Source organism: Alkalihalobacillus alcalophilus ATCC 27647 = CGMCC 1.3604, assembly GCF_000292245.2.
GTDB lineage: Bacteria > Bacillota > Bacilli > Bacillales > Bacillaceae_D > Alkalihalobacillus > Alkalihalobacillus alcalophilus.
Map to the genome: position 1 here is coordinate 1 of NZ_ALPT02000027.1, position 19144 is coordinate 19144.

The window sequence follows — 19144 nt, forward strand, 5'->3', positions numbered from 1 at the left end:
TAGGAATAAAAACAATCAATTAATGTAAAGTGACAAGTTATAAATATTAAAGTTATTGATGGTATAATACCATTAACAACTATTTTCAGTTTGGGGTGATGAAGAAATGAGCCAATTAGAGGATAATTGGGATAATTTGGATGGACAAATAGAAAGCGATGTAGAAGATTTAAATGAGGAGTTCAATGATTCCGAAGAAAAACCATTTGATGCTGATAGAATAAGGGTTGATGTAAAACCAATATCTGTGCATCAGATGTGTCAGATGATTGATGCTGATGGTGGTCAGATCAACCTAAACCCAGAATTCCAACGTAGGAAAGTATGGAAAGAAAGAAAAAGAAAATCTTTACTTATAGAATCATTAATGTTGAGAATTCCAATACCAGTTTTTTATGTCTATGAGGATGAAGATTCTGTATGGCATGTCGTTGATGGATTACAAAGAATGAGCACTATCTATGATTTTGTTAAAGGGAACTTTAGTTTAACGGGTTTAGAATATCTAAAAGGCAGTAATAGCAAGTATTTTGAACAACTAGATCAAAAGTATAAAAATAGAATAAACACTACTACGCTAACTATAAATGTGATTGATTCTCTTACACCATCACAAGTAAAATTTGATATTTTTAGAAGAATTAATACCGGAGGAGTTCCATTAAACGCCCAAGAAATAAGAAATTCAACAGCTAATAAAGAAACTAGGAAATTCTTCAAGGAGCTTGTTCAATTAGAGTCTTTTCAGAATGCCACAAATTCAATGAATGATCTAAGGATGCAAGGACAAGAATTAGCTTTACGCTTCATTGCTTTTTATAGGAATTATAATCTTAAAACCGGTGAAGTTATATATAAAAAAGGAATGGATACTTACCTAGATAATGCACATGATTGGTTAAATAAGTCTTCCGAGAATGAGCTAAGGCAACTTATAGATGTATTTAACAATGCAATGAATAATTCTGACCTTTTATTTGGAAAGTTTGCATTTAGAAGAATTACCTTAGATGATTTAAATCCAGAAATAGATACTAAATTAAATCCTATAAATAAATCCCTTTTTACATGTGTTAGCGTTATATTACATAATATCCCTAATAAAGAGTTAAGAAAGTTAAAAATTGGGGATGGTATGTTAGTTAGATTGGCAAAAGAGCTTCTGCGTAATAAAGACTTTGACGAATCATTATCAAAAGGTACAGGAGATCCCTCAAGAATAAAAATCCAATTTCAAACAGTTCAAAAAATTATTAATGAGGTAATTAGGGATGTTAAATAAATTATTTTTAAATAACTTTAAATGCTTTAGATATAATGAAGTGAATTTTAAACCATTAACATTTTTGGTCGGTGGAAACGGAGTAGGAAAGTCAAGTGTTATCCAATCTATTCTTTTAGCAAAGCAATCTATAGATAACATAAAATTAGATGAAGAGGTTCCAAGTAGTTTTGAGGTTAAACTTAATGGCCCTTATCTACTGAATTTAGGTCTTGCAAAGAATATACTATCTAGTAATGCAACATCTCAAACCATAAATTTATCTCTTCTGAATGACTTGAATGAGGAAACAAAAATTAACTACTCCTTTGATGGGAAATATGGGGAGCACTTACTAGAAGGGTCTTTTGAAACATTAAATAATAAAAGAAATATCCCCTTCAGCGAAAACTTTAGTTATATAAATGCTGAGAGATTAGGGCCAAGGCAAGCTCTTTCTATGGGACCATCATTTAATTTAGAAGTCGGGTTCAAAGGTGACCATACTTCACATTCTTTATTTAGAGCAGACAATATTAACTTACAAGTACATGAATCTTTAAAAATTCAACAGTCGCTAAGGTTTTCCAGACAAGTTGAGGCTTGGATGAGTCTGATATTCCCTGATCTACAACTCGATTATAAAATGATTGAAGAAGTTAATATGGTTTCAATGAAGTATAAAAACGGAGCTTTAGATACTGACTTTTTTGCTGCTCCAAACAATGGATTTGGAATTAGCTATACACTGCCGATAATTGTCGCTGGTTTAATATTATCATCAAAAAATAATGGGGTTCTTGTTGTTGAAAATCCTGAAGCTCATTTACATCCTTTAGGTCAGTCGAGAATGGGCCGATTTTTAGCAGCATTATCATTGTCAGGAGTTCAAGTTATTATTGAGACGCATAGTGAACATGTAATAAACGGTTCTCGAGTTGATATGGCTAAAAGCAATCGAACCGAGGATCTTATGGTCAATTTTTTAGCAATTGAAAAAGATGGTGTAATGGTCCAAGAATTAACGATAAATAAGTTCGGTGAATTACTAGACTGGCCTATTGGCTTCTTTGATCAGGAACAACAAGACCTAAAAGAACTGTTTCTAATAAAGAGAGAAAAGAAGCAATGAACATATCATTAGTCCTGAAAAATGAATCCTTTAACCATATTGAAAATAAAAACCATGATGATCTCTATGAATTACTAATTGATCTCCAAGAAACTAAAGATAATATTAAAATTAGCGGGGAAAAAACATTTAGGAATGATGAAATATATAATGAAGAAATTAAAAAGGGAATAGAAATTTATAAAATAGTCTTTATGGAGGATCTTGACGGTATCTCCGTTGAAGAAGCGAAATTACTTTCGAAAATTATTAATCACACAACTCCTATGGACGATATCACTTACAATGACTTAAGCGGCAATATTGGAAATAGAAGTAATCCATTTGGTTTCCTGTGTTGTTTCTTAAACGATGATACTCCTTTGCATATTAATAATCCAACCCAAATTAGTTCAATAAGGAAGCATTATTTACATTTTATCACAGAACCAAGTAAATTCATCCAATCTTGTAAAATATGCTTTCCAAATCTTGCATTTCACGAAAGTGTTGCACAATCACTTAATAGTCTAAGTACTCCTTTAAATAACTACTCCCGTGAAATTATAAGACATCTAGAAGCTATTAATGATATTTTCCACCCATTATATAAAGAAACTAAACATGATGGGATGGTAGAAATTTTAAAGATTTTAAAAGCCCAAGCACCCTTAGAGTGTTCACTTGAAGGCGATGCAAAATCAGCTAGAAAAAGATTTCTATTTGAATTCATTAATGATTCGGGTGAGATTGAAGAACTAGTTTGTGAGCCTCATACTAAACTTGAGGGCACAGGAAACCCAGGTGACACTGAATACAGAACAGACCGTATTTACTTTCATGGTGGAAGGGAAAATATAGAAAGTGGAAAAACACTCATTGCACACATAGGGTGCCACTTATAAATCTGCAAAAATATTATTAGTTGGTCTAGATAAGGATTTTGAGATTTTATTTCTGAAAAGCTACCTGAGTGTAGGGTGTGTGCAATAAACTAGATAATTATACAAGAATAGCCATTATGGGACTTTTAACTGCTTGAGGTAACTTACCTTCTTAATATTGATTTGACAAGAAGCATATTAATAACATATAAAAGGAACACAAAATTCGTTACGAGGTTTTACTTACGTTTATTCTAATGTTTACTCAAAATTGTGTTCCTTCATTAAATTTTTGTGTATAAAAACTATAAGTGTTACTCTTCTAAATACTGCTAAGACTGGATACCAATAAACTTTGTATATCTTTAATAATAAAACATATAAAATAAACTTTTAGCTACCTTTAAATCACCACGGTGAACCGTATCACTAGTAAATGAGGTTTTTTAACCATTGCAAGGTCAGAGTATTAGTTATTTGATTAACAACCTTTGAGAGGAGAGGCTTTGACAAAGCCCACCTCTGATATGAAAAGCCGGTGACATTCTACTCATTTAAAATGTCACTGGCTTTCATGATCTTTATTTGTATTGGAACGGAAGTAGATAGCGTTCTTCTCACTGTTCCCGAAAATCATGCTCCACGTCAATCGCAAGGTGCCGAACTACCAGCCTAGTCGGTGGATTTCGGCTCTGCCACTACTTCCCATGGGAGTCTCCGTATGACCGTCCACTAGGGCATAGGGTAATCTTCATTTTTATAATTAAAGGTCCTAGCGTGAAGTGACTAAATTCCAAACGGAGAAATAAAGAACCGAAAAACAACTAAAATATGTTCTTTGAACTCGTTTTCTACTTTCTATAGCTAGTTATGTCTCAGCCTCTTTTCTTACGATTAGTCAAGAGGGTTGATTGAAAAACATTACTGAAGGTAACTATATCTTTTGAGTGAAAGGGGGTACCCCCTTTCACTCAAACATTTAAACATAACAAATAGACCTAACGATTTCCTTTTTTTCGAAAGGTCAATGTGCTATAGTTAATTAAATTGGGTTACGATTTTTGAGCTGGTAGTGCGGACTCATAATCGTACAATATGCCGTGTGTAATAAGCTGGAACGTCACTTTCAGGAACTTATTTATACACGCTATAATCGCGACCTTATGAGGCTTTCTCTGAGGTTGCGTTTTTAATTTATAATAATAGTCCACTAAGTGATTTGGTTTTTCTTTTGCCATAAGCATCGAGCAAATCATAAAAAACACTTTCGTAGCTTCTTATTCCCTCGTTTATTAATACGATCACGATATTGCATGTTACCAGATTGATAGCGCATAATATCGATGCCAGCGTAGGCGTTCAGTTGTTTAGCACTTTTAAAGCGGCGAATATGGCCTAGTTCGCCAATAAGTCGGCACGCTGTCGTATCTCCTATTCCTGGAAAAGAACGTAATACCTTATATTCTTTTTTCCCCTCTGACATAGCCACCATTTGTTTTACGAGCTGGTCCTTTTTCTCTATTAAATCTGCAATACGTCGAGCATAATCTCTTACTTGATCACAGCGAATGTCCGTTGGCTCAATTGCGGGATACGAGTTTTTCGCAACTTTTAATAAAATAACTGCCTTTTTCTCTGCACGCTCTAAAGATAAGTTTTTTCGGGTATTGCTTTTCAAGCGATTTTTGATGGTCGTTTTTGAATGTACTTGTAAAAGTGCTGGGTGTGGATAGAGCTGCACGACATTTAAAAATAATGCTGAACTCGGTGTAATCAGCTGTTCCAATTCCGGAAACGATAGATGTAAAATGGCATGCATTCGACTGCGTAATAGAATCATTTCTTCATCGATTTCATCATAGTAACGTGTAATCGCCCGCATCTGTTCATAATAGTCATTCTGTTGATATGTTGATTTACGGTCCATATTAAAATGGGTTTTCGCAAGCTCATGGGCATCGCTTAAATCCGTTTTATGACGACGCATCTTAGTCATTTGTAGATTCGCTTCGAGTGGATTCATACGGCAATATGGGTGACCGTTAATCGCTAGGAACTTTTCTACTGGTTTTGAGTAAATACCTGTTGCTTTGAATACAATCTCAGGGGCTTGTCCATCCAAAGCTGTCATTTCTTCAATACGTTGGTGAAGCCAATCAAAGTCGACACGTGTATGATTTAATTCCCCTTCGAATTCACATTGTTTATACCTATCATAAATGGCCATTGTACTTTTTCCTTTACTGACATCAAGTGCGATGACATGTTTCATATGAATCTTCTCCTTTTAGCCAATTATAGAAGTCTTCACAGCTCCTTGTCGATTCCATTTTCTTATACACGATCTCTTGGACCCAACATACTAAACTGATTCAAACAAGGGTGTGAAATTGGTCTGTTTTTAGTACGGACTCTTATTTGGTCCCAGAGGCTGGTCGACCTTCCTTCACTTCTACTATAAAAAAATAGTAGCACAAACCATGGCCTTGGTTTGTACTACTAATGTTAGTATGTTTATTTTGAAAAATTTACTTGACCTTAAAGTAACTTTAAGCTGTAACATTAGGTATAGGAGGTGCAATAATTGAGTAAGTTCATGAAAATACAAGATTTCTCTGAAACAACTGGAGTCTCCAAAAGTGCATTAAGATATTATGAGTCAATAAATTTACTACATTCTGTAGAAAGAAACTCCAGTGGCTATCGGGTTTATTCGGATGATCAAGTGGAAAAAATTAAGCTCATCTCTAGTTTACGGTTGGCTGATGTACAGATTAAAGACATTCAAGCATATTTAAAGGAAGAGGATGATAAAATCCGACAAAAAATGATGAATCGTTGGATCCAGTTGATAAAGGAAAGGTTAGATATCTTGAATGTAAGTTTAAGATATCTGGAAAGCGATTCAGCGAATAATCAACTTTATCTAATTGAAAAAAATGCGGAAACGATAATATGGTTCTCAGCCGAATCCGAAACTGGAAAGTTCAGAGAGCATTTTATCAAAAGAGGTAAAGAACTTGAAAATTTTAAAATTCCTATAAAAAGTTGTTATTTAAAATATTTATCTGGAAAAGAATTGATCAAAGCACAAATTGGTTTTCGTATACCATCTGAAATCCCAATAAGCGGACTGTCTGAAGTTGCTCTAATCGAACAGATGGATTCAAGTATATGTATTGCTTTACCGTTCAATGAACCGATAACAGAAATACAAAAAGGCTATCGAAAATTAATCAACTATGCAAACGACAATAAATGGATCCCAACAGGTCCTATACTAGAATGGTATCGTGGAGATGATTTCACAGATATCAATTTACTTTTGCCTGTCGCTCAAATGAATAAAAGAGAGGATATGTAAAGTGTATAAAAATGAAGAGTTGAATGTTAGAATAGCAGAATTAAGAGGTAACTATTACCAAATTGGTTTGGAACAAGGGAACGAATTAAAGTCATTACCAATCTTAAAACAACTGGAACAGCTTAAGGAATTGACGAAGAATTCCAATGTGCAATCGGCGAAACAAATAATTAGGAGTGCTTCACCAAATTTTTTTCAGGAACTAAAAGGCTTGGCAGCAGGTTTAGGCATGGATTTGGATTCGGCTATTCAACTTTTTAGTGGATATGATGTAGTATTTCCAGAAATGGGCTGTACTACATTGATAAATAATGGCTACTATGTTCGAAACTATGATTTTAGTCCAGAAATGTACGATGCAAGGCTTGTATTTATGAATCCTGTAGATGGCTATTCAAGTGTAGGATTTAGTCAGCAAGTTATTGGTAGACTTGATGGAATGAATGAAAAAGGCCTCGTTGTAGGCTTGCATTTTGTAAATAATAATCATAGGGAAGAGGGATTTATTGCAACGACTATTGTGAGAATGTTACTCGAACAGTGCACAAATATAGAAGAGGCGATAACCTTTATTACCAATATTCCTCATGGTTATTGTTACAATTACTCCATCACAGATCAAAGTGGAAAAAGTGTTTTAGTAGAAGCTGCTCCACAGCATCAGGTAATCAATTCCGTTAGTCCTCTCATTTGTACAAACCACTTTGAATCAGAAACACTAAGAGGGAAAAACAGGATGCAGATACAGGGATCAGTAAAACGGAAGGAGTATGTGAACTCCTTATTAAAAGAAAATCTAACAGCAATGTCTGCTTATTATCACTTTAATGAAGAAAGTTCCCCTCTATTTTTTAAATACTATAAAGAGTATTTTGGTACGTTACATACCGTTGTTTATTCACCAGAAGATTTAAGCATAATCATTGGAGTTGGCGGAAACAGTAAACCGATGGTGTTTTCTCTTATTGAATATATCGAGGGAAGAGCGAGTCTTCCTAAATTTATAAAAGGGATAATAAAGCATTCTTGATAAGATCGAGGTTTTCGAGGAGAAAGTATGGTTATACTTAAGGGTTTAAGGGAGCAAGAAAAAATTGTTTTAAAAGGTCAATCAAAATCGAGTAAATATAAATTAAAATAATGAGCCACAAATATTACAAGCAATTAAAAAATAATCTGAAACCTCATATACATACACCACGAAGAACCGTACCACAAGTAACTGCAAACCAATTTTTGAAATTTAATGAATGTTCATGACGCTTATGTTTATACGAAACGGTCTGGATGACACAAAAGGCGATTGCAGAGCTTTATCAAAAGAGTGTTAATACAGTTAATGAACATATTAAAAATATTTATGAAGAAGGAGAATTGTAGGAGTTAGCAACTATTCGGAAAAACCGAATAGTTCAAATCGAGGGTAAACGTGAGGTAGAACGAGAAGTTTCATTTTACAACCTCGGAATGATCCTTGCTATTGGCTATCGTGTTCGCTCACATAGAGGGACGCAATTTCGTCAATGGGCAACGGAGCGTTTAAATGAATATCTTGTCAAAGGCTTTACAATGGATGATGACCGTTTAAAAGAGATGCGTAATCTTGGACAAGACTACTTTGACGAACTTCTTGAACGGATTCGTGATATACGAGCATCAGACATTACAACTCCCTTTCCTTAATAGTCTTCCTGCTTATTCCTTCATCGACGTACTCTTTGGCAACTTGCCATCCGTGAAGTGCAGTATAGTTCCTTAAAGTTTGTAGGAACTATGGTAAGATTAATAGATGGAAAACTCTATCATGCAGATGCGGACTACAATAGATAAATGATAGAGCTCAATAATCTTAAGTAGGGTGTATTATGAATCGAAAAATCATTCTGACCTTTTTTTCAATGGCAATATTAGTTGTATTAGGAAGTGTATACATTATCAAATCACCTTCTCCAGGTGAGGTTTCATTAAAGATTATTAATCAAACGGATAAAGATATAGACGAGTTATTAATTACTTATAATAATGATATTGAAAATGGTGTTGAACTACCAATTGTTTATTCTAATGACGAATTAAAATATTTGGTTGATGTTAAGGAAACGTCTACTGAAGAGTTTTATGAGGGTTCAATGGAACTTACTTATTTAGATTCTAGTCAAATAATCATTCCTTACTTTGGAGAGACTTGGAGTGGCGAAGTAATCGTTGTTATAAACTCCATTGAAAATAATCAATTAGACATCACTATAGAGAAAACCGTTCAATTATAATAAAAAGAGGCTAGGACATAACTAGTTATAGAAAGGAGAAAACGAGTTCAAAGAACATATTTTAGTTGATTTTCGGGAGCGGTGAGTCGAACTCCATTCATCGCCATCCAATCCGTTCCAATAAATATAATGAAAGCCGGAGACATTTTAAAAGAGTAAAATGTCTCCGGCTTTTCATATCAGATAAGGGTTTTGTCTCTTAAATTGTCACGAGCAATCTTATCAAAAATAGTAAAAGATGGTCCCCAGCGTATTTTACCATTCTTTTGGTTCGTAGTTTAATTCTCTAAATAATTGAGTACGCTCTTTTTTGGACAAATCTTTCCATTGGCCAGGAGGGAGGTTGCCTAAATGAATATTCATGATTCGTGTTCTTTGCAATCGGTAAACGTCGTATCCGAGTTCAGCACACATGCGGCGAATTTGACGATTTAGTCCCTGTGTTAAAATGATTTGAAAATCAAATTTTGATAACTGAACAACTTTACAAGGGAGTGTTTTCGTCCCTAATATTTTGACACCTTCTGACATCTTTTTTAAGAATTCAGGAGTAATCGGCCTGTCTACGGAAACGATATATTCTTTTTCATGCTTATTTTCAGAACGTAGAATTTCGTTTACAATGTCACCATCGTTTGTAAGCAGTATTAAGCCCTCTGAATCTTTATCCAAGCGTCCAATATTAAAAACTCTTAATGGGTGGTTAACTAAATCAACAATATTTCCCTTTACGCCTTTTTCTGTTGTACTAGTAATGCCCACAGGTTTATTTAAGGCAATATAAACATTATTCCTTGCTACTCGAATTTGATTTCCGTCTACTCGTACGTCGTCGCCCGGTTCAACTTGGCTTCCGATCGTTGCCCGTTTTCCATTAATGGTTACTCTACCAGCCGTAATAAATTTATCAGCACCTCGCCTAGACGCTTTTCCTGATTCACTTATGAATTTATTTATACGCATATTGACACATCCTTAATCAGAGGATTGTTTGATTCGATACTAACTATACTTTATTTTAAGGATGAATCACAAACTTTTATTCCGGAGATTTAGAAGAAGTTAATGAACTTCAGTTGAGAAATGGAAAGAGCTGAAACGATTTGACGCCGTTTCAGCTCTTTCTCTTTATTTTTTTTCAGCAATTGCTTGCTCGTATTCTTTTCTCACTCGATGGAGAAGTTCAGAGTCTGTGAGCAAACGGTAACCAGTCGAGGTAAGTGATTTCGCTCCAGTGATCAGTGCCTGATTGCCTTGTTCTGATTTGGCCGCTTCTCTGAATTCGACCGTATGAGCAACGAGATCGTCTGGACCAATTTTAATATACCCATGGGCAGTGGGTACTTCATAGCTGATGTTTCCAGCGTCTGTGGAGCCTTTGCCTTTACGTTTTTCTGTATGCACGGTTTCGCCGAGTGCTTCGAGCTCTTCGTGTAAAGTTTGATCCAACACGGAATTGAGAACAAAATCTTTCACTTCATTTTGGAAACGCTCAATTTTCACAGTCGCTCCAGTCGCTAATGCGGCACCGTCAGCGACAGCCCGGACTTTCGTTGATACCTCTTCCGTCTTACTCCATGTTTCAGCTCGTATATAGAAGCGGGCTGATGCATACTCTGGAATAATGTTTGGAGCATCGCCGCCATGTGTAATAATGCCGTGGATGCGGACATCGGATGGGAGCTGTTGACGTAGGGCATTGATCCCATTAAATAATTGGATGACCGCATCAAGGGCATTGATTCCATTTTCTGGTGAGCCTGCTGCATGGGCAGGTTTTCCATAAAAATGAAAATCAAGTGGGTCAACGGCAAGTGTTTCACTAGTTAAGGCCGTTTTCCCTGCCGGATGAAGCATGAGTGCTACATCCACCTCTTTCAAAAAGCCATGTTTAACAAAACTTCCTTTTGCACTGCCGTTTGGTCCACCTTCTTCTGCAGGTGTACCTAGTACGACGACACGACCACCAGTATCAGGTAAGGCTTCTGCAAGGGCAATGCCAGCAGCCACACTTGTTGTCCCTATAATGTTGTGTCCGCATGCATGGCCGATTCCAGGTAGGGCATCATATTCGGCCAGAAATGCGACAGTTGGTCCGTCTTGGCCACTCTCCTTTACTGCATAAAAGGATGTTTCGTGTCCGGCAACAGCTGTTGTGACTTCAAAGCCTGCCTTTTTTAAAATCTCCACATGTTTCTCGCTGGCATACACTTCCTCATTTCCTATTTCAGGATTCGCATGAATGTCTTGGCTCGTTTTAATATAAAGCTCACGATTATTTTCGATGGAATGAAACAGTGCGTCTTTCGAGTAATTTGTAACGCTCATTGCAACTCCTCCTAAAGGTTTATTTTTTTAGTTCTTCAAAAGCGGCATCTAATTGTGCTTGAGTTAATTTAACAAGGATCGAACCGCCGTTTGTATCATCCTTGATTGCTTGTTCGATGTCCGCTTCTTGGTAAAGCTCCACAACACGTTTATAAGTTTTGTTCTCTTTATTTTCAGCACTTGTCGCAATGATGTTGACGTAAGGGTGGATATCGTCATTATCTTCATCTTCTTTCAAAATCGGATCATCAGCTGGTGATAAGCCTGCTTGTCCCGCAACTCCATTATTTATGATAGAACCCGCAACATCCGGTAGAACACGTGGTGTTTGTTGGGCAGTCATGGGGATGATCTCCAAGTTTAATTGATTTTCGGTAATCTTTGAAGGGTCGCCGAACATTCCAAAATCATCTGCCAGTTTAATTAAATCAGTACTCTCGAGGAGGCGGAGAGCTCGAGCTTGGTTAGAAGGATCATCTGGAATCGCAATTTTGTCCCCTTCTTTAAGTTCGGAAATATCTTCAAGCTTTTCGGAGTATAGACCCATAGGTGCAAACATCGTCGAACCAATTGGCAAAATGTCTTCTCCACTTTCTTTAACATATTGTCCAAGGAAAGCGATATGTTGGAATGCGTTAATGTCAATTTCACCATGTGCTAATGCGTTGTTGGGCAAGGTATAATCGGCAAATTCAATAAGTTCAATTTCAATCCCTTCTTTAGCAGCTTTCTCTTTTAAAAGCGGCCACTGAGCACCGTCTGCACCATTTACCCCAATTTTCACTTTGACGGGTTCATCCTCACTACTATCGGCGTTACTAATATTACTACCACAAGCAGCAAGAACTAAAACGGTTAATATAGTCAAACATAAAATCGAAAATTTCTTCATTTCAAAACAACTCCTAGTTTTATATTTTTGGGTAGATTAACGACGCATTATTTTTTTGAAAGGGTATTTCCAATCCATTGGGCCACTTGCACCAAGATAATCAAAATTAAAACCGTTACGAGCATGACACTACCATCAAAGCGTTGGTAGCCGTAAGTCATCGCGATATGTCCAAGGCCACCACCACCGACTGTGCCAGCAACGGCTGAAAAATCGATTAGCATAACCGTTACAAAAGTAAGGCCTAAAACGAGCGGGCCGAGTGCTTCAGGGATCAACACAGTGAAAATGATCCGAAGTGGACTAGCTCCCATCGCTTGGGCAGCTTCAATGACACAGGGGTCAATGCTGACTAAGTTATTTTCTACGACTCGGGCAATCGTAAAACTGGCGACAATGGTCATTGGAAAAATCGCGGCCGCTGTCCCGATGGTTGTTCCCATTACTAATCTAGTAAGCTGAGAAATCGCAACTAGGAAAATAATAAAGGGTATCGGCCGAATAATATTAATGATGATATTTAATACTTGAAAGATGATTTTATTTTCTAAAATATTATTTTCCCTCGTGACAAAGAGAAGTAGACCAAACGTAATTCCAATGATGGAACCAAAAATAAGGGTGGCGATAACCATGAAGAGTGTTTCCCCAGTGCCTTCGAGTATTCGTGGCCAAAAAGTGGTCCAATCAACATTCATGTTCTGTTACCTCCTCTAGTTCCACGATGGATTTTAGTGTACTTAATACGTTTTGAATCGCTGTCTGTTCTCCAATAAAGGAGATGATTAAGTTTCCAAATAGTTTTTCTTGTAGCTCTCGTACTGAACCGTAGACGATATTAAAATCGACCCCATGTTCTTTAGTAACCGTTGATAGAATGGGTTCATTGGAAACATCTCCTTTAAAGATGATTCGATACAATTTCCCACCACCTCGTGTTCGCCACTTTTCTAAAATTGTTTTAGATGGTAAGTCTTGCTGAACCGATTGAATAAATCGCTGGGTTGTTGGATGTTGCGGAGCAGTGAAGGTATCAAACACACTTCCGGCTTCAATGACCTCTCCGTTTTCCATAATTGCTACTTTGTCACAAATCGATTGGATCACATGCATTTCATGGGTAATTAATAAAATCGTGATCCCAAAATCTCGGTTTACTTTTTTTAATAACTTTAAAATATCAGCGGTTGTTTCTGGATCGAGGGCAGATGTAGCTTCATCACAAATAAGAATATCTGGTGAAGTAGCAAGGGCTCTTGCGATACCGACTCGTTGTTTTTGTCCGCCCGACAGTTGATCCGGGAAATCTTTTGCTTTATCGGCAAGTCCAACAAAATTCAATAATTCTGTTACACGTTCATTGATTTCTTTTTTTGGAACACCAGCCAATTTCAATGGGTAGGCAATGTTCCCAGCTACTGTACGTGAGTTAAATAAGTTAAAGTTTTGAAAAATCATCCCAATATTACGTCGTCTTGTTCGTAAGTCCTTAGAAGATAGCTTACTGACATCTATATCTTGGATAAAAACAGTGCCAGAAGTGGGACGTTCAAGCATGTTTACTAAGCGAAGCAGTGTGCTTTTTCCTGCCCCACTGAAGCCAATAATTCCGAAGATTTCCCCTTTGTTAATCGATAGGGAAACATTCTTAACGGCATGGACTTCTCGTTTTCCGAGAATAAAAGTCTTGGAAACATCTATAAATTCAATCATGTGTTGACCTCCTGAAGAGTTCTTCAATTCTATGTAGACAATGATGCATCCATCGAACTTTCTAAACTAGATTCGAAAATGAACAATCTATTTCATCACAACACCTAACAAAAATCTCCAACAAAAAAATCCCCCCTTTTCTCAATAAATAAGAAAAAGAAGGATTCTATAAAAAAGCACGATCTTTTTCTCATCTTTCAAATGCCTAAGCATTTGTAGGAGTTGGCACAGTTTTCTAATATAGAATCTGTTGCCGAGACGTCATAGGGCCTTTCCCTCGATCTCTCTTGATAAGAAAATGATGTATAGCTATTCGATTGTTACAAGAATTAATTTTCATCTTAGAGGGATTATGTAAAAAAGTCAACAAAAACTTTTATAAGATAAGTTTAGCTTTAAATAATTATACTAATATACCAAGTGTCAAGTAGAATAAAAGAATAGCGAGCAGGTAAAAAACAACAATGTAGTTAAGCCATTTTTCAATGGAGTGTTCTATAAATAAAATACGATTAGACAAATAGATAAACGTATGTCATATCTTTAGTTTACAAACATTTACTCTATGTAAAACGACAAGAAATATTTTAAATTTCTAACAATAGTGCTACAATGTGATTAGGTAATTAATCCAGAAATGATGTATGACAACTTGTGTTTACATTCTTTCTGCGAATTTTAACGTATAAGGAAGGAAAACATGACGAACAAACAAAATACAACGGACGTTATATTAATTGGTGCCGGAGTCATGAGTGCGACTTTGGGGATACTTCTGAAAGAATTAGTACCGGATTGGAATATAAAAGTATTTGAGAAGCTTTCAAACGCAGGAGAGGAAAGCTCTAACGAATGGAATAATGCAGGAACAGGGCATGCGGCACTGTGTGAGCTTAATTACACGAGTGAAAATCCGGATGGATCTGTCGATATTAGTAAAGCGATAAAAATTAACGAACAATTTCAAGTTTCTATGCAGTTTTGGTCTTATCTTGTTAATCATAATCTGATTCAGAATCCAGAAGATTTTATCAGATTATTGCCTCATATGAGTTTAGTACAAGAGCAACAAAATGTCGATTTTTTAAAAAGGCGTTTTAAAGCGCTTTCAGAAAATCCTTTGTTTAAGGGAATGGAATTTTCTGATGATGCCAAGAAGCTGATGGAATGGATTCCGCTAATTATGAAAGATCGTCCAGCGGATGAAGTGATTGCGGCCACTAAAATTGATTCAGGGACAGATGTCAATTTTGGAGCTTTAACGCGCAAGATGTTCGATCGATTAGAGAAGCAAAGTGTCGAGATTAACTATAATCATAGTGTCACAAATATAAACCGTACGAGTGATGGCTTGTGGGAATTAAAAGTACGGAATCATGAAAACGGTTCTCTTGACCATCATAAGGCTAAATTTGTCTTTATCGGTGGTGGTGGCGGAAGTCTTCATTTGTTACAAAAATCAGGTATTCCTGAAGGTAAGCATATTGGAGGATTCCCGGTTAGTGGAATCTTTATGGTCTGTAATAATCCAGATGTGGCAGAGCAGCATCATGCCAAAGTATATGGGAAAGCTAAAGTTGGGGCACCGCCAATGTCTGTCCCACACCTGGATACACGTTTTATCGACAATAAAAAAATGCTGCTCTTCGGACCGTTTGCCGGTTTTTCACCTAAGTTTTTAAAATACGGGTCGGTATTTGATCTGTTAACATCGGTAAAACCAGATAATTTGGTTACGATGTTGGCGGCCGGAGCCAAGAACATGTCGTTAACGAAATACTTGATTCAGCAAGTGATGTTAACAAAGGAACAACGGATGGAAGAGTTACGTGAGTTTATTCCGAACGCTAAAAGCGAGGATTGGGAGTTAGTAGTCGCCGGTCAACGTGTGCAAGTCATCAAAGATACGGAAGCTGAAGGAAAAGGAGCCCTTCAATTTGGAACCGAAGTCATTAGTGCAAAAGATGGTTCGATTGCGGCCTTATTAGGAGCCTCTCCAGGTGCTTCCACTGCCGTTCATGTGATGCTTGAAGTCATCCAAAAATGTTTCCCACAACATATAAAAGAGTGGGAACCGAAAATAAAAGAAATGATTCCATCCTATGGTGTGTCATTAATGGATAATCCTGAGCTTCTTGAAGAAATTCATGCTTCAACAGCAGAGTCGCTCGGCTTAAACGACAATAACCAAACAGATTCAAAAAGAAATTCTCGTTTTTTAAAGCAAGCATAGTATGAGGTCATTTTTAATAAGAGTGATAGAAGCGTCAAAGTACAGTTCATTGTCTTTGATGCTTTTTTTAGGTTCGTAATAATAGGTATCCCTGATTTATTTGAAGCTTTAACATGGGCGATTATAGGTCAACAAATTAATTTAACATTTGCTTATACTTTAAAGAAGCGGTTTGTCGAGCACTTTGGTGAAAGCCTAACTTTTGAAGGAGATAATTTCTGGGTATTCCCATCTCCTGAGAAAATCATAAGTATAAAGGTAGATGAGTTGAGAGACCTTCAGCTTGTCGTCAAAGTCTCGTAAAACGAGATAGTCGACAAGCTTTTTTATGTTGAGAGAGTAACCGTGCTAAACTATATTATTTAGCATATAGTAATTATTGGATAATTTTCTTTAGGAAAACATACATATCAAGTAAGTTGATTAAAACAGCGAAAGTGACATCCCTTATAATTTAAGCTATAATAATGAACGTTGTAATCACCTTTCAACCGATAGAAAGGGGTTTTTTTATGATTAAATTACGTCATGTTAGTAAAAGTTATGCACGGTTTGAGGCTGTTAAATCGGTATCTTTAACGATACATAAAAGAGAGATTTATGGGATTATTGGGGCAAGTGGAGCCGGTAAATCAACCGTACTACGGTTAATTAATTTGTTGGAAACACCAGACAGTGGAGAAGTGGAAGTGAATGGTCAAACGTTAACGAGTTTGAGCAGTCAAAAACTTCGCCAAGCTCGGAAATCGATTGGGATGATCTTTCAGCATTTTAACTTAGTGGCTAATAAAACGGTTTATGAAAATGTTGTCGTCTCATTAGAACTGGCTAATTATCCAAAAAAGGAACGAAAAAGCCGAGTGATTGAGTGTTTACAATTTGTTGGACTGGAAAGCTTTATTGATAAATATCCAGCTCAATTAAGTGGGGGACAAAAGCAACGTGTTGCCATTGCGAGAGCGTTAGCAAATAACCCGCAAGTTTTGTTATGTGATGAACCGACCTCTTCTCTTGATCCGAATACTACGGCTGAAATATTGCGTGTATTAGAAAATATTAATAAAAATCTTGGTGTTACGATTGTCGTTGTTAGTCATGAGATGGACGTGATTAAAAGTATCTGTCATCGTGTCACGGTCATGGCCGATGGAGAAGTTTATGAGACGATTTCAAATGAGCGAAAAGGAATCCCTCAAATCGGTATGGATCCTAAATATTTTGTCAAACAGCTAACTAAGGGCGGTGAAAGTGACCATGCCTGAAATATTAGTTCAATATCAAGCTGTAATTTGGCAGGCTATTGGCGAAACTTTTATTATGGTGGGTATTTCGATTCTAGCCGCGGTTCTAGTAGGACTTCCAGTTGGAACCTTGCTTTTTTTTACTAGAAAGGGGCAAATTCGTGAGAACCAATTTGTATACTCAACGTTTAGTTTGTTGGTTAATATCATCCGTTCTTTTCCTTTTTTATTGTTAGTAGTCTTCTTAATCCCATTTACAAGAATGATCATTGGGACGGCAATGGGGACCGCTGCGGCAACGGTTCCGTTATCGATTATTGCTATTGCCCATTATGCTCGTTTAGTTGAACAGTCTTTATTAGAAGTACCAAAGGGCGTTATAGAAGCGGCCATTTCAATGGGAGCTTCTGTAAGGGAGATTATGTTTAAGTTCCTTTTTGTAGAAGCTCGTTCAGGACTTGTGCTTGCGTTAACGACTTCGATTGTTAGTTTTATTTCTTATTCGACGATCATGGGAGTGGTCGGCGGAGGTGGGATTGGGGATTTTGCGATTCGATACGGCTATCAACGATTTCAAACTGATTTAATGCTATATGTCATTGTGATTATGGTCATACTGGTACAGCTCATTCAATTTACAGGGACAACTGTATCCAGGATGATCGACAAAAGATAAATAATAGGAGGTAATAAAATGAAAAAAATACTTGCTCTAATGTCGATATTTATATTAATTTTAGCAGCTTGCACCCAAAATAATGAAACGAACGATGGTGGAGATGTAGCTGAACAAGAGGTGGAAGAGGTAACGTTAAAAATTGCTTCGCTAATCCCGCCAATGACAGAAATCCTTGAGTTGATTCAACCAACATTGGCAGAAGAAGGTATTGAGCTAGATATCCTTGTTTTAAGTGATAATGTTCAACCTAATAGTGTTCTTGCAGCAGGGGAAGTAGATGCAAACTTCTTCCAGCATGTACCGTATATGGAGGAATTCAATCGAAACAACGCGGCAGAGATTGTGCCAATCGTGCCTATTTATTTCGCTAATTATGGTATTTATTCAAAAGAGTATGATTCAATGGACGATTTACCGGAGGGTGCTACAATTGCGATTGCCAACGACATTTCAAATATCGATCGTTCATTGGCATTGCTCGCTCAACATGAAGTTATCACGTTACAAGAAAAAACAGATACTTATTATACACAAGCTGATATTATCGAAAATCCCAAAAACTATAATTTTGAAGAAGTCGACTTATTAATGCTTGCGAGAACATATGATGATGCAGATGCAGTTGTGATGACTCCTGCGTACGCTTCACCACTTGGATTAACACCAAAAAGTGATGCGCTACTTACGGAAGGAATCGATAATGAATTTGCGATTACATTAGTCGCACGTGAAGACAACAAAGACTCAGCTCCGATTCAAAAGCTAGCTGAAGCGATGACAAGTCCAGAAGTACGCGAATTTTTAGAAGAAAATTATGAAGAAACGGCAATTCCAGCCTTTGAATAAGGTTTAAAGTAAAGGACGATTCGAGTTGTATTGACAACAATGAATCGTCCTTTTCTATTGAATGGAGTACTTTCGCTAATTTAATCTTTAAAAGCAGCACTATTGATGCTCTTACAGAATAAGTTAATGAAAAGTGGAACGAATGGAGGGCAAGCTGATGAAAAGGTGGTTCAAAGAGTTTTTCTTTTATCCAGACGTGCTTGTCATGGTGATATTACTTGCTGTTGGTCTAGTGTGGACGGTGCCACAGTTGGCGAGTGAAGAACCCTCGACTTGGCTTAAACAACATACAGAACCGTAGGAATCGACGGGGATAGCTTGG

18 protein-coding genes, 1 pseudogene and 1 riboswitch are annotated in these 19144 nt (G+C 36.7%); of the genes and pseudogenes, 13 read left to right on the forward strand and 6 right to left on the reverse strand.

Annotated features, from left to right (window positions below; all coding sequences use genetic code 11):
* Positions 1–106: 106 nt before the first annotated feature.
* From BALCAV_RS09005 to BALCAV_RS09015, 3 genes are read left to right on the forward strand one after another with little or no spacing between them, the layout of a single operon-like run.
* On the forward strand, positions 107–1282 hold the full coding sequence (locus BALCAV_RS09005) for a DUF262 domain-containing protein (RefSeq protein ID WP_003321010.1): 1176 nt from the start codon (positions 107–109) through the stop codon (positions 1280–1282).
* On the forward strand, positions 1272–2393 hold the full coding sequence (locus BALCAV_RS09010) for an AAA family ATPase (RefSeq protein ID WP_003321009.1): 1122 nt from the start codon (positions 1272–1274) through the stop codon (positions 2391–2393). Before BALCAV_RS09005 ends, BALCAV_RS09010 begins: the two co-directional genes overlap by 11 nt.
* On the forward strand, positions 2390–3277 hold the full coding sequence (locus BALCAV_RS09015) for a hypothetical protein (protein WP_003321007.1): 888 nt from the start codon (positions 2390–2392) through the stop codon (positions 3275–3277). Before BALCAV_RS09010 ends, BALCAV_RS09015 begins: the two co-directional genes overlap by 4 nt.
* Before the next feature lie 1031 nt (positions 3278–4308).
* Here BALCAV_RS09015 and BALCAV_RS09025 read toward each other — a convergent pair.
* A pseudogene (locus BALCAV_RS09025) lies at positions 4309–5528 on the reverse strand (IS110 family RNA-guided transposase).
* A gap of 312 nt (positions 5529–5840) precedes the next feature.
* Between BALCAV_RS09025 and BALCAV_RS09030 the strand changes: the two are divergent.
* The 4 genes from BALCAV_RS09030 to BALCAV_RS09045 all read left to right on the forward strand — a co-directional run bounded on the left by BALCAV_RS09030 (position 5841) and on the right by BALCAV_RS09045 (position 8890).
* Positions 5841–6620 carry a helix-turn-helix domain-containing protein gene (locus tag BALCAV_RS09030; protein WP_003323595.1) on the forward strand — a complete coding sequence of 260 codons (780 nt, stop codon included), beginning with the start codon at positions 5841–5843 and terminating at the stop codon, positions 6618–6620.
* A 1-nt stretch (position 6621) separates the two neighbouring features.
* Complete coding sequence (locus BALCAV_RS09035) at positions 6622–7650, forward strand: C45 family autoproteolytic acyltransferase/hydolase (protein WP_003323596.1); 1029 nt, start codon at positions 6622–6624, stop codon at positions 7648–7650.
* A 362-nt stretch (positions 7651–8012) separates the two neighbouring features.
* Positions 8013–8303 (forward strand): RhuM family protein, encoded by a 291-nt coding sequence (rhuM, locus tag BALCAV_RS09040; RefSeq protein ID WP_268746800.1) that lies wholly within the window; start codon positions 8013–8015, stop codon positions 8301–8303.
* A gap of 182 nt (positions 8304–8485) precedes the next feature.
* Positions 8486–8890: a hypothetical protein gene (locus tag BALCAV_RS09045; protein ID WP_003323597.1), complete on the forward strand. Its 405-nt coding sequence runs from the start codon at positions 8486–8488 to the stop codon at positions 8888–8890.
* 255 nt (positions 8891–9145) lie between these two features.
* On the opposite strand, the gene rluF is transcribed toward BALCAV_RS09045, so the two are convergent.
* The 5 genes from rluF to BALCAV_RS09070 form a co-directional block, all read right to left on the reverse strand.
* A complete protein-coding gene (gene rluF, locus BALCAV_RS09050) occupies positions 9146–9853 on the reverse strand; it encodes a 23S rRNA pseudouridine(2604) synthase RluF (protein ID WP_003322653.1) in 708 nt (235 codons plus the stop codon).
* A 165-nt stretch (positions 9854–10018) separates the two neighbouring features.
* Positions 10019–11218, reverse strand: coding sequence for a M20 family metallopeptidase (locus BALCAV_RS09055; protein ID WP_003322654.1), 1200 nt, complete (start codon positions 11216–11218; stop codon positions 10019–10021).
* Positions 11219–11237: 19 nt separating this feature from the next.
* Positions 11238–12110, reverse strand: coding sequence for a MetQ/NlpA family ABC transporter substrate-binding protein (locus tag BALCAV_RS09060; protein WP_003322655.1), 873 nt, complete (start codon positions 12108–12110; stop codon positions 11238–11240).
* Positions 12111–12157: 47 nt separating this feature from the next.
* Positions 12158–12808: a methionine ABC transporter permease gene (locus tag BALCAV_RS09065; protein ID WP_040323819.1), complete on the reverse strand. Its 651-nt coding sequence runs from the start codon at positions 12806–12808 to the stop codon at positions 12158–12160.
* On the reverse strand, positions 12798–13823 hold the full coding sequence (locus BALCAV_RS09070; protein WP_003322657.1) for a methionine ABC transporter ATP-binding protein: 1026 nt from the start codon (positions 13821–13823) through the stop codon (positions 12798–12800). Before BALCAV_RS09070 ends, BALCAV_RS09065 begins: the two co-directional genes overlap by 11 nt.
* Before the next feature lie 187 nt (positions 13824–14010).
* A riboswitch (SAM riboswitch) is annotated at positions 14011–14120 on the reverse strand.
* A gap of 403 nt (positions 14121–14523) precedes the next feature.
* On the opposite strand from BALCAV_RS09070, the gene BALCAV_RS09075 reads away from it, so the two are divergent.
* The 6 genes from BALCAV_RS09075 (at position 14524) to BALCAV_RS22260 (ending at position 19123) form a co-directional block, all read left to right on the forward strand.
* Entirely contained in the window at positions 14524–16056 is a 1533-nt protein-coding gene (locus BALCAV_RS09075) for a malate:quinone oxidoreductase (RefSeq protein WP_003322658.1), read from the forward strand.
* A gap of 123 nt (positions 16057–16179) precedes the next feature.
* Positions 16180–16359, forward strand: coding sequence for a DNA glycosylase family protein (locus tag BALCAV_RS21605; protein WP_412142511.1), 180 nt, complete (start codon positions 16180–16182; stop codon positions 16357–16359).
* Between the two features lie 209 nt (positions 16360–16568).
* Positions 16569–17318 (forward strand): methionine ABC transporter ATP-binding protein, encoded by a 750-nt coding sequence (locus tag BALCAV_RS09080; RefSeq protein WP_003322660.1) that lies wholly within the window; start codon positions 16569–16571, stop codon positions 17316–17318.
* Entirely contained in the window at positions 17311–17973 is a 663-nt protein-coding gene (locus tag BALCAV_RS09085; protein ID WP_003322661.1) for a methionine ABC transporter permease, read from the forward strand. The genes BALCAV_RS09080 and BALCAV_RS09085 overlap by 8 nt, the downstream gene beginning before the upstream one ends.
* Positions 17974–17991: 18 nt before the next feature.
* Positions 17992–18822: a MetQ/NlpA family ABC transporter substrate-binding protein gene (locus BALCAV_RS09090; RefSeq protein WP_003322662.1), complete on the forward strand. Its 831-nt coding sequence runs from the start codon at positions 17992–17994 to the stop codon at positions 18820–18822.
* A 157-nt stretch (positions 18823–18979) separates the two neighbouring features.
* Positions 18980–19123, forward strand: a complete 144-nt coding sequence (locus BALCAV_RS22260; protein ID WP_160173396.1) for a hypothetical protein — start codon at positions 18980–18982, stop codon at positions 19121–19123.
* Positions 19124–19144: the final 21 nt, after the last annotated feature.

Bases quoted from the DNA above. Each gene is read 5' to 3' on its own strand.
- BALCAV_RS09005 (WP_003321010.1), top strand. From the start codon at position 107: ATGAGCCAATTAGAGGATAATTGGGATAATTTGGATGGACAAATAGAA.
- BALCAV_RS22260 (WP_160173396.1), top strand. From the start codon at position 18,980: ATGAAAAGGTGGTTCAAAGAGTTTTTCTTTTATCCAGACGTGCTTGTC.
- rluF (WP_003322653.1), bottom strand. From the start codon at position 9,853: ATGCGTATAAATAAATTCATAAGTGAATCAGGAAAAGCGTCTAGGCGA.
- BALCAV_RS09070 (WP_003322657.1), bottom strand. From the start codon at position 13,823: ATGATTGAATTTATAGATGTTTCCAAGACTTTTATTCTCGGAAAACGA.
- BALCAV_RS09090 (WP_003322662.1), top strand. From the start codon at position 17,992: ATGAAAAAAATACTTGCTCTAATGTCGATATTTATATTAATTTTAGCA.
- BALCAV_RS09015 (WP_003321007.1), top strand. From the start codon at position 2,390: ATGAACATATCATTAGTCCTGAAAAATGAATCCTTTAACCATATTGAA.
- BALCAV_RS09080 (WP_003322660.1), top strand. From the start codon at position 16,569: ATGATTAAATTACGTCATGTTAGTAAAAGTTATGCACGGTTTGAGGCT.
- BALCAV_RS09055 (WP_003322654.1), bottom strand. From the start codon at position 11,218: ATGAGCGTTACAAATTACTCGAAAGACGCACTGTTTCATTCCATCGAA.
- BALCAV_RS09045 (WP_003323597.1), top strand. From the start codon at position 8,486: ATGAATCGAAAAATCATTCTGACCTTTTTTTCAATGGCAATATTAGTT.
- BALCAV_RS09085 (WP_003322661.1), top strand. From the start codon at position 17,311: ATGCCTGAAATATTAGTTCAATATCAAGCTGTAATTTGGCAGGCTATT.
- BALCAV_RS09010 (WP_003321009.1), top strand. From the start codon at position 1,272: ATGTTAAATAAATTATTTTTAAATAACTTTAAATGCTTTAGATATAAT.
- BALCAV_RS09065 (WP_040323819.1), bottom strand. From the start codon at position 12,808: ATGAATGTTGATTGGACCACTTTTTGGCCACGAATACTCGAAGGCACT.
- BALCAV_RS09060 (WP_003322655.1), bottom strand. From the start codon at position 12,110: ATGAAGAAATTTTCGATTTTATGTTTGACTATATTAACCGTTTTAGTT.
- BALCAV_RS09075 (WP_003322658.1), top strand. From the start codon at position 14,524: ATGACGAACAAACAAAATACAACGGACGTTATATTAATTGGTGCCGGA.